The 11,915-nt window shown below is 53.0% G+C and carries 14 protein-coding genes; all 14 read right to left on the bottom strand.

The window, feature by feature from the left end; translation table 11 throughout:
* Position 1: 1 nt before the first annotated feature.
* From GF409_05690 to GF409_05755, 14 genes are read right to left on the bottom strand one after another with little or no spacing between them, the layout of a single operon-like run.
* Positions 2 to 1,489, bottom strand: a complete 1,488-nt coding sequence (locus GF409_05690) for an NADH/ubiquinone/plastoquinone (complex I) (GenBank protein MBD3426704.1) — start codon at positions 1,487 to 1,489, stop codon at positions 2 to 4.
* Entirely contained in the window at positions 1,486 to 1,830 is a 345-nt protein-coding gene (locus GF409_05695; protein ID MBD3426705.1) for a cation:proton antiporter, read from the bottom strand. The genes GF409_05690 and GF409_05695 overlap by 4 nt, the downstream gene beginning before the upstream one ends.
* A complete protein-coding gene (locus tag GF409_05700) occupies positions 1,827 to 2,267 on the bottom strand; it encodes a hypothetical protein (GenBank protein MBD3426706.1) in 441 nt (146 codons plus the stop codon). The genes GF409_05695 and GF409_05700 overlap by 4 nt, the downstream gene beginning before the upstream one ends.
* Positions 2,242 to 2,787 carry a DUF4040 domain-containing protein gene (locus tag GF409_05705; protein ID MBD3426707.1) on the bottom strand — a complete coding sequence of 182 codons (546 nt, stop codon included), beginning with the start codon at positions 2,785 to 2,787 and terminating at the stop codon, positions 2,242 to 2,244. Before GF409_05705 ends, GF409_05700 begins: the two co-directional genes overlap by 26 nt.
* Complete coding sequence (locus GF409_05710) at positions 2,769 to 4,466, bottom strand: hypothetical protein (GenBank protein ID MBD3426708.1); 1,698 nt, start codon at positions 4,464 to 4,466, stop codon at positions 2,769 to 2,771. The genes GF409_05705 and GF409_05710 overlap by 19 nt, the downstream gene beginning before the upstream one ends.
* On the bottom strand, positions 4,463 to 5,686 hold the full coding sequence (locus GF409_05715) for an NADH-quinone oxidoreductase subunit L (protein MBD3426709.1): 1,224 nt from the start codon (positions 5,684 to 5,686) through the stop codon (positions 4,463 to 4,465). The genes GF409_05710 and GF409_05715 overlap by 4 nt, the downstream gene beginning before the upstream one ends.
* A gap of 21 nt (positions 5,687 to 5,707) precedes the next feature.
* On the bottom strand, positions 5,708 to 6,892 hold the full coding sequence (locus GF409_05720) for an NADH:ubiquinone oxidoreductase (GenBank protein MBD3426710.1): 1,185 nt from the start codon (positions 6,890 to 6,892) through the stop codon (positions 5,708 to 5,710).
* Positions 6,893 to 6,940: 48 nt separating this feature from the next.
* Positions 6,941 to 7,417: a hypothetical protein gene (locus GF409_05725; protein MBD3426711.1), complete on the bottom strand. Its 477-nt coding sequence runs from the start codon at positions 7,415 to 7,417 to the stop codon at positions 6,941 to 6,943.
* A complete protein-coding gene (nuoB, locus tag GF409_05730; GenBank protein MBD3426712.1) occupies positions 7,404 to 7,871 on the bottom strand; it encodes an NADH-quinone oxidoreductase subunit NuoB in 468 nt (155 codons plus the stop codon). Before nuoB ends, GF409_05725 begins: the two co-directional genes overlap by 14 nt.
* Positions 7,872 to 7,893: 22 nt before the next feature.
* Complete coding sequence (locus tag GF409_05735) at positions 7,894 to 8,835, bottom strand: hypothetical protein (protein ID MBD3426713.1); 942 nt, start codon at positions 8,833 to 8,835, stop codon at positions 7,894 to 7,896.
* Positions 8,814 to 9,377, bottom strand: a complete 564-nt coding sequence (locus tag GF409_05740; protein ID MBD3426714.1) for a 4Fe-4S ferredoxin — start codon at positions 9,375 to 9,377, stop codon at positions 8,814 to 8,816. The genes GF409_05735 and GF409_05740 overlap by 22 nt, the downstream gene beginning before the upstream one ends.
* A 13-nt stretch (positions 9,378 to 9,390) precedes the next feature.
* Positions 9,391 to 10,224 carry an oxidoreductase gene (locus tag GF409_05745; protein ID MBD3426715.1) on the bottom strand — a complete coding sequence of 278 codons (834 nt, stop codon included), beginning with the start codon at positions 10,222 to 10,224 and terminating at the stop codon, positions 9,391 to 9,393.
* Positions 10,217 to 11,278, bottom strand: a complete 1,062-nt coding sequence (locus tag GF409_05750; GenBank protein ID MBD3426716.1) for a hypothetical protein — start codon at positions 11,276 to 11,278, stop codon at positions 10,217 to 10,219. Before GF409_05750 ends, GF409_05745 begins: the two co-directional genes overlap by 8 nt.
* 6 nt (positions 11,279 to 11,284) lie before the next feature.
* The gene (locus GF409_05755) at positions 11,285 to 11,908 is read right to left on the bottom strand and encodes a redox-sensing transcriptional repressor Rex (protein ID MBD3426717.1); all 624 of its coding nucleotides are present in this window, start codon (positions 11,906 to 11,908) and stop codon (positions 11,285 to 11,287) included.
* Between the last annotated feature and the right edge of the window lie 7 nt (positions 11,909 to 11,915).

The raw sequence follows: 11,915 nt of genomic DNA on the forward strand, positions 1-11,915 counted from the left end.
ATCATTTTCCGGTTAAAGCCAAAAAATACCCTTTCCCTGCCGCGAGCACCTCGGCGGCCGGCATCAACATGTCATCCAGAACGGGTTTGAACCAGATGCCCAGCACCAGACAAAAGACCGCAAGAGCCGCCATCGACGCGCACATGAGCGCAGGGACTTCCCTCACTTCGTTTAAGGCTTCCTTGATCTTTCTGTAAAAGACGTATTTCTGTATCTTCAGGAACGAACCCAGGGTTATCAGTCCGACCAGTATGCCAAGACTTCCGTAAAAGGGTCTTCCCGCCTGGAAAAGCGCGAAGATAACAAGGAGCTTGCTCCAGAAACCGCAAAAAGGCGGAACCCCGGCAATTGAAAGTGAAGCGACAAGAGATGTCCACGAAGTATGGGGCATCTTCTCCTGCAGGCCGCTGAGCTGCTTAAGGTCCCTGGTACCGGTTGCGTATTCCACGGACCCGGCATTAAGAAAAAGTAGCCCCTTGAACACAGAGTGGTTCATAAGGTGAAAAAGACCCCCCGCTATTCCCAGGGGCGTGCCAACTGCTATACCGCAGACCACGTACCCTATCTGGCTGATGGAGTGATACGCCAAAAGCCTCTTGAAATCCCACTGGCCGATCGCCAGGATGACACCGACGAACATCGAGAGCCCCCCGAGAGCGAGCAGGAGCTCACTGGTGACCGGGGTTATCTGAAAAACATTGAAAAATATCCTGACCAGCGCATAAACACCTATTGTCTTGATGACCAGCCCTGAAAGCATAGCCGAAATAGGAGCGGGCGCCGCCGGATGCGCGTCCGGTAGCCACGCGTGAAAAGGAACAAGCGCGGCCTTGAGCCCCAACCCCGTTATGAAAAGCGCCGACACGAAAAGAAGATAATTCCCACTGGCTCCCTGTGCCGAAAGCGCGCTGGCCATATCGAACATGTTCAGCGTTGATGTCTTGGCGTATAGAAAGGTTATCCCCAGAAGTATGAACGCCGAAGCTATGCTTCCCAAAACCATGTACTTGAAAGACGCCTCCACTTCCTCGGTCTTCGTACCGAAAGCCACCAGCGCATAGCTTGCAACGGCGGCTATCTCTATGAAAACATACATATCGAAGATATCGGCCGCCAGCACAACACTGTTCAGGCCGCCAAGCATGAGCATAAGAAGCGTGTAATATTTCCACTTCGCCGTATATTGCTCCATGTAGTTGACCGAGTAGACGGTAACAAAAAAAGTTATAACGTTCACCACCACAAGCATGAAAAGGCTCAGCGGATCAAGCAACCAAGATATCCCAAAGGGGATCTTCCATCCGCCGAGCTGATATACAAGCGGCATCTCCGGACGGAAGAAAGCCATGTAGGCGCTCATGCCCGAAAGAGCGAGAGTGACCCCCACGGGAAGTATATCAAGCGGTTTATCCTTGAGGACCTTCCTCAGTATGGGTATGAGGAAAGCCGATAGAAAAGGTAAAGCTGCGAAAAGTACGATATAATTCATCCTCTCAGCCTCCTGATCTCGGCGATATCGAAAGTTCCATATCTCTGGTATATCCTTATGCACATGCCTACCATCAGAGCCGTTATACCCAACCCGATGACTATGGAGGTAAGGACCACAGCCTGGGGCAGCGGGTCAACGAAAGGTATCGCACTGACGGACATGCCCGGCGATACGACCGGAGCTTCGCCGCCCTTTCTGTAGCCTATCATGATAAGCAGAAGGTTCAGCCCGTGTTCCATTATAGCGAACCCGATCACCTTCTTGATGAGGTTCCTGTTGGTGATGAGGACGTAAAGCCCCATCAGCATCAATACTAGATCCAATACGAACAATATCATTCTTTTCCTTCTTTTCTGGCAAGTTTAAAGACCGAAAGAGCCATGAATATCGCGAAAAGCCCGGTTCCCACTTTCAGCCCGATAGCTATATTGCTGAGCGGTATCGTTCCTGCGCTTAAAAGCTTGAAGGGCTCGCCCGTTCCAAGGAGGTTCATGAAAAAATAACCCCCGGCAAGGCCCAGAAGACCTATGCTCAGGAAGAATATCGCGCCCAGGGATTCACCGATCGAAAGGAACTTCCTGGGCATGTTCTCCTCCGCCGACTCGCCTCCGAAAGCGAGCACGAAATGGATAAAGCTCAGCGCTATTATCACTCCCCCGGCGAATCCCCCTCCCGGGGTGATATGCCCGTGGAGGACGATATATATCCCGAACAAAAGTATCATCCCGACAGTGTAACGGGTGATACGCTTAACTATCAGGCTCATCCCTTTCATCTGTCTTCTTCCTTCCTTTGCTCCTCATAAGTGCCAGAACACCGATCACGGAGGTGAACAGTATGGTAGCCTCCCCCAGAGTATCGTAAGCCCTGAAGTCCAGCACCACACTCGTGACTATGTTCGCCGCACCCGTTCTTTCCAGAGCGTTCCTGATAAAATAATCCGACACCCTCATAAGCGGCTCACCGAAAGCCGGCATATCCTTGAGAGATACCCACGCGGCCGCGAGGAAACCCGCGGCAAATACGAAGAACACCGCGAAGATCCAGACGCTCGACCTGTGGAAAATGCGGGACACTCCCCTTCCTATCGTGGCCCTTATGAGAATGACCAGCATGAGGATCTCGACCACAAGCTGGGTTATCGCAAGATCCGGGGCCTTAAGCAGCAGGAACATCACGCAAAGCCCCAGGCCAACGGCACCTACCGAGATAACGCTGGATAGCAGTCCCCTCAGCGAAACCGCTATGGCGGAGGCTATGAGCATAAAGGCCATCACTACATATAACTCAAGCATCTGAACAACACTCCCAGTATTACTATAAATCCAAAAAGTATCCACGCGACATACCTGTCAAGAAGACCGGAATGGGTGCCCTTGAACAGGGAGCTGACCAAAAAGACCAGTTTCCCGGCCCCGTCGGTCAGGAAATTTATCAGGCGGTCCACCCCGTAATAAAAAACATACGCAACTGCCCTGGAAATGCGGAGTATGCCGCGGTGGAAATCGAACCCGCCTCTATCGGTATAGGCGTAGAAGCCCGTGAGGGGGTTCACGTTCCGTATATCCAGGTAGAACTCAGTCCCCTGAACGCGGTTACCTTCCAGAACCTCCCCTCCTATGAATATGTCCTTCTCCTGAACGGGAAGCTTACCGAGGAAATATATGACAACCCCCGAAGCGATACCCAGAAGTATCAGCCCCGTAGCCAGGGACGGCTGCCATACACCCTGGGAGACCACTTCGGTCGCCAGAGAAGGCTCAAGAAAGGGCCTGACTACGAGAGGACCTGCGAATATACCGAAAACAACGCACAAGACGCTGAAAATAATTACCGGCAGGTTCATCCATACAGGAACTTCCTTAACCTCAGAGGGCATCTCTTCTGTTTTCTCGCTCAGGAACGCGCTGTATATCACCTTTATGAAACTTGCCAGGGTAAGGGCCGATCCGAACATAGCCATTATAAGGAATATTATCCTGAAAACCCCTACGGTGCTGACGCTCTGGGGGATGAGCCCCTGGTAAATGAGCCACTTTGAAACGAAACCGTTAAGGGGCGGCACCCCCGCTATGGCCAGAGATGATATCACGGTCCCGAAAAAAGTGACCGGCATGAGGCGGGCAAGACCTCCGAGGCGCGAAAGTTCCGTCGTGCCTGTCCTGTACTGGAGGTTGGCCGCGTTAAGAAAGAGCGAGGACTTGTAAATCGTATTGTTGAACATGTGAAAAATACCCCCGGCTATACCCAGGATCGTGCCCGAAGCTATGCCCAGGACCATATAACCCACCTGGCTCACGGCATGATAGGCCAGAAGCTTCTTGAAATCGTGCTGCACAAGCGCGAGCAGAACGGCCAGGAGTATGGTAAAAGCGCCTATGGCCATGAAGACGACCATAAGTATCGGGCTCAGCTTGAAAAGATGGTGGCACGCCCTGACGAACAGGTATATCCCCAAAAACTTATCCAGGCACCCCGGAAGGAACGCCATGGTGACCGGTGATCCGGTCTCGGATGCCTCGACTATCCAGTTATGGAATCCGAAAACCCCTGCCTTAGCAACAGCACCTGCTGCAATGAGTATGAACGAAAGCATACCTATCCCGGAAAGGGTCGGCACCGCGCTTATCTCGCTTAAAGAGGTCTTGCCCGTAAAAGCTATAAGAAAGATCATCCCCAGCATAAGAGAGAAATCCCCTATACCGAGCATAGCCATTGCCTTACCGGCTGTCTTGAAAGAATCCAGCCCCAGCATCCCGAATAGAAGCACCAGAAGAGCCCCCCAGTATACCAGGAACTTCACTATGTCGTCAGACATGAACGCGCCCGTCGCGCACGCGAGCGTAAGAAGCGAATATACCAGGTATTCAAGGCGGCGCCTCATATCCCGCGCATACCACAGCGAATAGAAAATTATGAGTCCTCCGAAGATCCAGGCGAATACTGTGAAAAATATCGATATATTCATGTTCATTTTACTAGGCCCCTGGCTATTGAGTTCACAGCTTCAAGCGGGAATTTGGCAAAAAGCCCTATAAGCAGGGAAACTACCCCCAGGACAAGGACCACGCTGATCATGCTCCGCGGGGATGATCTCTCAGCCGGTACTTCGCATTCTCCGAGAAAAACACCCTTGAAAAACCTCAAAAGATACAAAAGCGTTATTACCGCGGTAAGCATGGCTACACCGGCGACCACTCGGTGTCCCGCCTCGGCAGTGCCCAGGACCACATAGAACTTACTGAAAAAACCGCCAAAGGGAGGCAGGCCCGCTATGGAAAAAGCGCTCAGCACGAACCCCAGGGCCAGTAGCGGCATCATCCCGAGAAACCCGCCAAGCTTGTTGATGTCCTTGGTGTGGGTGCTTTGCTCGACCACACCCGCGGAAAGGAACAGGCCCGCCTTGCCCACCGAGTGGACAAGAATATAAAGAAGGGCCGCCGCTATCGAAAGGGCCGTATTCACTATGAAACCCAAGAATATATAGGATAGCTGGCTGATGGTCGAATAGGCCAGTATCCTTTTGATATTGGTGTCGATAAGTGCGCTAAGGGCCGCCACGAAACCCGATAGCATGACGATGACCATAGCCCAGAAAGCGGCCTGCTGGGGTACAGTCAGGATATCGCAGAAAAGCCGGCAGTACGCGAAGACACCTATTTTCACGAGGACCGCAGCGTGCAGAAGGGCCGTGACCGGCGTCGGGGCAACCCCGGCGTCGGGAAGCCAGCTGGAGAGCGGAAGCTGCGCGGATTTGGACAATATCCCCCCCATGAAAAGGAAGAAGACCAGCGTGCTTACCTGGGTTCCCTTAAGCTGAGCCATATCGAACGTGCCGTGATTGATGTAAAGTATGATAAGCCCCGCCAGCATCAGAGAAGCTCCGAAAAACGTCACCAGGAACGCCTTGTCGGCGCACCAGAGGTCCTTCTCCCCCCTGTAGAAACCGATAAGGCGCCAGGAGCAGAAAGCCGTTATTTCCCAGAACACATACATCAAAAGTATGTTCGCCGAGAAAATGAGCCCCATCATGGCCGAGAGAAAAAGCAGCATATAACCGTAGAACTCGATCTTGTGCCCGTACCTGGCCATGTAGCCCACCGAGTAGACAAGTATAAGGGCGCCCACGAAACCGGCTACCGCCGCCATGAATAAGCCCAGTTTGTCGAATTGAAAGATGAGTTCAAAACCCATTGGTTAAACCTGCTTTTTCCTTTATTTGTTCCTGGTTTTCCTCAGTTTTTCGGTTTTCTCCTGCGAAAGCCTTATAAGATCCTGCCCGTTGTACATTTTCTTACCGGAGGTGTCCTTGACCGCCATCCTTTCGGTACAGCAGTAGCACGGATCTATCGCCGCCAGGATGATGGTCGCGTCCGATATGGTCTCCCCCACGACGGTCGCCTTGTAAGTAGGCAGATTCATGAAGGTGGGAGCGCGAACCTTGTGTCTCGCGGGCGAATTCGTCCCGTCAGACCTGACGTAATGAAAGCATTCCCCCCTGGGGGCTTCGTGAGTACCTATCCCTTCCCCGGGCGGTATGCTCTTGAGGTCGGCGTCTATCTCCCCGCCGGGGAGGTTCTTGAGACACTGCTCTATGATCTTAATGGACTCGAACATCTCCAGTATCCTCACTATCAGCTTATCGAAGACATCACCGTTATGGGTGACTATCATGTCCCACTCGACCCTGTCATACGCCGCGTACGGCAGGTCTTTTCTGACATCCTTTGCCACCCCGGAAGCTCTCGAGGTCGGTCCCAGCGCGCAGAAATCGATCGCCTCTTCCTCGGTGAGCACGCCTACGCCTTTTGTCCTGGCATGAAGCACCGGGTCATCGATGACCGCCTTGTGAAGCATCTCGAGCGTGGGCTTTATCGAATCGATCTTTTTCAGCACAAGGGGTATGTCCTCGCTGCGGAAATCCCTTCTTACCCCGCCGGGACGGAACATGGCATAGTTATTCCGGTTCCCTGAAAGGATCTCCATGACGTCCAGGATCTCCTCCCTCAGTTTCCAGGCCCACATGTACACGGTATTGTACCCCAGAAAATGGCCCGCCAGACCCAGCCACAAAAGATGCGAATGTATCCTTTCCCCCTCGCCTATTACCGTCCTGATATATTTTGCCCTCTCGGGGACCTCCATGGGGATAACGTTCTCGACCGCGCGGGTGAACGCGAAGGGATGGCTGGTCGAGCATATCCCGCAGATCCTCTCGATAACGAAAACGGACTGGTCGAAAGTCTTCATCTCGGAAAGTTTCTCGATGCCCCTGTGGTTATACCCGACCTGGGCGTCGATATCAACGACCCTTTCCCCCTCGACCGTCAGCGTGAAGAATTCCGGTTCCTCCAGAAGAGGATGATATGGTCCTATCGGTACTATCGTTCTTTTTGCCATGGTATGTTTCTCTTTTATTTTTGTGGCACATCCAGCAACAAGCGAGGATCACTCGATCCCGCGGTCCCTGATGGCGTTCTCGTCCCATTCCTCGTACTCCGCCCTGAGCGGATAGACCCCTTCGGGCCAGTCATCGGGAAGAAGCAGGCGCCTCATGTCCGGGTGGCCCCTGAACTCTATTCCCAGCATCTCGTTCATCTCCCGTTCTATCCAGTTTGCCCCTTCAAAGACCGGCGCCAGAGAGTCAATGACCAGTTTATCTTTCTGGAGCTTCACCCTCAGCGAGATCATGAGGTTCATCTGATCGATCGTGAAATGGTAAAGTATCTCTATCAGGTACCTGGTGTCAAGCCCCGTGGCTATGTTGAACCGCGCGCCCAGGTCCTTGAACACGTATGTCGCGATCTCGACAAGCGACTCCGGTTTTATGTCGATATACACCCGGTCCTCGTGCTTGTCCAGCACGCTGATCACGCTCTGGGAGAATCTGTTCTTTATGCTGCTAAGTATTTCAGTCCTGTTCATTTTCTCTCTCTCCGGTCTTTTTCCCGGCGAGCCCTTCCCGCTCGACCTTCTGTATAAGCTTGGTTATACCCGCTATGATCGCTTCCGGCTTCGGGGGGCATCCGGGGATATACACGTCGACCGGCAGCACCTTGTCCACCGGAACCGGGCAGTTATAACTGTGTATGAACATCCCCCGGGAAAGCGAACACTCGCCTATAGCGACAACCAGGCAGGGTTTTGATATCTGCTGATATATCCTTTTCACTCTTTCCATGGACTTGCGGTTGCCGGACCCGGTGACAAGAAGTATGTCCGCGTGTTTTATGCTGCCCGCAAGCTGCATCCCGAAACGCTCTATATCGAACCTCGGAGTAAGGCAGTCCAGCACTTCAATATCACAGTTGTTACAACTGCCCGTGGAAAGGTGGAAAACCCAGGGCGACTTCAATAATGCTTTTATCTTTACGCTCATGATCCATTCCCGTTTAAAAACTTTATATTCCCATGAATGCCAGGACGACCGCCACGATCGCGATGGCGGTCACGGGCCCCCAGAAGAACCTCACCGCCTGGTCTATCCTGACCCTGGGATTGGTATTCCTTATTACAGTTACAAGCGCTACCAGGCCGAGATACTTCAATAGACCCCACACAAGATGGATCCCGTCCAGCCTTATCCCGCCCATGAAAAGGATAATGATAAAAAACGGCAGTACAAAAAGAAGCATGTACTTACTCAGCTTGAATAGAGCAAGGCCGGCACCCGAATATTCAAGAAGACACCCGCCGGTTATCTCCGTTTCGGCTTCGGCGGCGTCAAAGGGGACAAGCCCCAGCTTGGCCTGCATGCAAATGACCACCACAATAAGCGCCAGCACCCCTGAAAGACTGCCGACAAAGACCCCCTGCCCCGCCTGTGCCGCAAGGATGTTGCCCAGCCGTATGCTGAACTCCGAATGGATGACCGGGACAAGTATGGCCAGTATGAACGGCAGTTCATAGCTCAGGACAAGTTTCGCCTCTCTTGAGGAACCTATCGCCGAAAGCGGGTTTCCGGAAGCGAACCCTCCCATTATCAGGCTCAGTGACGGCACCGTCAGAAAATATATGACCACTATGATATCGCCTATAAATGTCTTCGACGGGTCAAGGTTGTTCATCCACAGTATGGTGGAGACCAGCACGACGCTTCCCAGAGAAAGAAGAGGCGCTCCCAGGAACAAAAGCCGGGAAGAACCCGACGGCAGAAGCGTTTCCTTGCCGAGAAGTTTAATAATGTCGTATACCGGCTGCAATAAGGGAGGTCCCACGCGGTACTGAACGCGCGCTGTGACCTTCCTGTCGATCCAGCTCGCCGCCAGGCCTAGAACAGCCGTCAGCAGGAAACCGTATATAAGTAAGTAATATATATAACTCACGCTTTCTCCCAATCCCAGTGTGTCGAATGGACGATGATATTATTCCCCACCAGAAAAGTGTTCTCGTCAAGTTCAACATCGCCTTCTTTAAGGCTCAGCGCCCCGTAGGGGCAGGTCTTTATGCAAAGGGGTTCTTCCTCGTCACTGCGCCTGTCCAGGCAGAAATCACAGTTGTGCACAAGAAGGGGCACCAGCTCCGGATATATAACCCCGTACGGGCAGGCATGCGAACAGGACCTGCAGCTTATACACCTTAAGTTATGCCTGATAAGGAACTTGTCCTTTTCCATCTGCTGCTCGAGCGCATCGGTGGGGCATGAGGCCACGCAATGAGGCTCCTCGCACCGGCGGCATACCAGAGCGTAAGTGGCAAGTTCCGCCACAGAGATAATGCCGTTATTGCCCGTCTGCCTGTGGTAAAGATAGCTGCATTTTATCTGGCAGTCCTGGCATTCCCCGGAGGCGCACACGTCCAGGTCGATAAAGAGCCTCTTGTCCTTGCCCTTTTTCGGCTCGGTGTTTATTTCACCGTGATATACCTGTTTTGCGCTTGTATCCATGTGATCCTCTCGCTCACTGCCAGATGTCGTGAAAATCCTTGATCTTATCGTAACTGAATACCGGCCCGTCCTTGCACGCGTAATAAGTGCCTATCCTGCAGTGCCCGCATTTGCCCAGGCCGCAGGACATGTTCTTTTCCATGGAAAGATATATGTTATGTTCCTTGAACCCCAGTTCCAGAAGCTTGAAAGTACCGAACTTCATCATTATGGGAGGGCCGCAGACGACCGCTATCGCCGTCTCAAGGTCAACGTCCATGTCATCGAGTATCGTGGTAACAAGTCCCACGTGGCCGGTCCATTCCTCGTCGGCCTTGTCGACCGTGATCCTGAAATCGAGGTCCTTCCTTTGGGACCATTCCCTGACCAGGTCCTTGTAAATGATATCCCCGGGGGTCTTCGCCCCGTAACGGAAATACAACTTTTTGAAATCGTCTATCCTGTCAAGAAGGGCGAACATAAGGCTCCTCAGGGGAGCCAGCCCCACTCCCCCGCCGAAAACCAGCACTTCCTTGTCCTTGTACTCATCCAGCGGATACCCAACCCCGTAAGGTCCGCGCAGTCCCACTATATCGCCTTTTTTCAGCTCGTGCACCTTTTCGGTGACCTTGCCGACCTTCATGATGGTGACATCCATCGTATCCTTTACCGCCGGGGACGAAGAAGGCGTAAAAGGAGCCTCCCCCACGCCGGGCACGGTAAGCTCGATGAACTGTCCCGTCTGGAAGGTAAGCTCTTCCCTGGGCCTGAGCTTGACGGTCTTGATCGCCGGGCTCTCGGTGACCACATCGAGAACTTCCGTTTCTATGGGCCTGTATATGTTCTTGTCCCTGTTACCGCTACACATTGTCTACCAGCCGTTTCAGTACTTTTCTTATGTCTATTTTCGCCGGGCAGGCGGATACACACCTTCCGCATCCCGTGCAAGCGTAAAAATCCGCTACTTTGGGGAAAAAGTCGAATTTCTTCTCGAATCTGTTTCGCAGCCGCATCCATAGCTCGCCCCTGGGATTCTCCCCCCCGGCGACCCTCGCGTAATGCTTGAGCATGCAGGAATCCCACACGCGCAGGCGTTCCATCTTATCCCCGTCCTTCTGATCATACAGGAAGAAACAGTGGCAAGTCGGGCATATTATGGTGCATGCGCCGCACTCAACACATGTCTTGGACTCTTCGTACCAGACGTCCGAATCCCAGTTCCTTTCGATGATGTCGCTTTTGAACTTGCTGTAGGTCGGGACCTCGTATTGTTCTATGTTGCTGTCTACCTCTTCGGTGACCCTCTGGCGCTGCTGGTCCCTTTCCCGGGCTCTTTCCTCGCCGACCTGCTCGATGAGCGAGGCGTGCTTCTCAAGCAGGTTCTCGCCTTTCGCGGAACCGACCTCGACCAGGTAGCCGTCTCTGACCGGGGAAAGGTTGATATCGTAATTCTCTTCCGGATAAGGCTGGTTCCCCGCGGCGCGGCAGAAACAGGTATCTATGGCACATGTGCAGTCGGAAGCGATTATCAGATTGTTCTCGCGGTTCTTCACGTAGAAGGGATCCTCGTAATCATGGTCCTTGTAGACATGGTCCTGCACGGCGAATCCCTGACGGAGGTCGCAGTTCTTTACCCCGACAATGGCGAAAGGCTTATCCTCCTGATGCGGGACTTCGGAGGTGAACCCCTTCGCGACAACTTCCCTGGCGGCAGTGAAGAACGCCTTGAGCGGCTCGAAGGGCCGCACCTCGCCTATCACGATATCATCGGTGAACTCCTCGTATTCGCGGTAATACCGCTGTGCTCCCTTTTTGATCGGGTAGCTTCCGATATCGGTCTTTTTGACGGGCACGAAAACCCTGTAATCTTCTTTAAGGGCATCAAGCAGCTCTGCCAGGTTTTCATTGGTTATAAATTTCATATAATTCTACCTCGCCAGGAAATAAGATAATGTCTCAAGTTCCCTCGAAAGATCAACGTCCTTGACCTTAACGTCCTCGGGCACGTTAAGGCTTACCGGCGCGAAATTCAGCAGGCACTTGACGCCGGCGCTGTTCAGTTTATCGGCGACTTCCTGCGCGTTCTCGGCCGGGACGGCGATGATACCGATCGATATTCTCTTATTAGAGACCACTTTGGGCAGTTCGTCAACAGGTTTTATCTTTATACCGCCTATCTCCCTGCCGACCTTGCGGGAACTGGCGTCAAAGGCCGCCACCACTTCAAGACCGTGCTCCTTGAAGCCCGAATACGACATGAGCGCCTGCCCCAGTCTCCCGGCGCCTACCACCGCCACATTCCACGTCTTGTCCTTGCCGAGTATCTTCTCCAGAGCTTCTTTAAGCTCGGCGGTATCGTATCCGGAACCACTGACACCGAACTGGCCGAAATACCCCAAATCCCTTCTTACCTGCGCGTCGCTCAGGTTGGTCCGCTCCCCGAGCTCCGCCGAGGATATGGTCCTTATCTTGAGATCGACGAGCTTTGATATCTCCCTGAAATAAACGAATAAGCGGGATATGGTCCCTTCTGGTATCTTCTTGTCAGCCATGATAGTT

The organism is Candidatus Omnitrophota bacterium (assembly GCA_014728045.1).
In the GTDB taxonomy this organism is placed as follows: Bacteria; Omnitrophota; Gorgyraeia; order Tantalellales; family Tantalellaceae; genus WJMH01.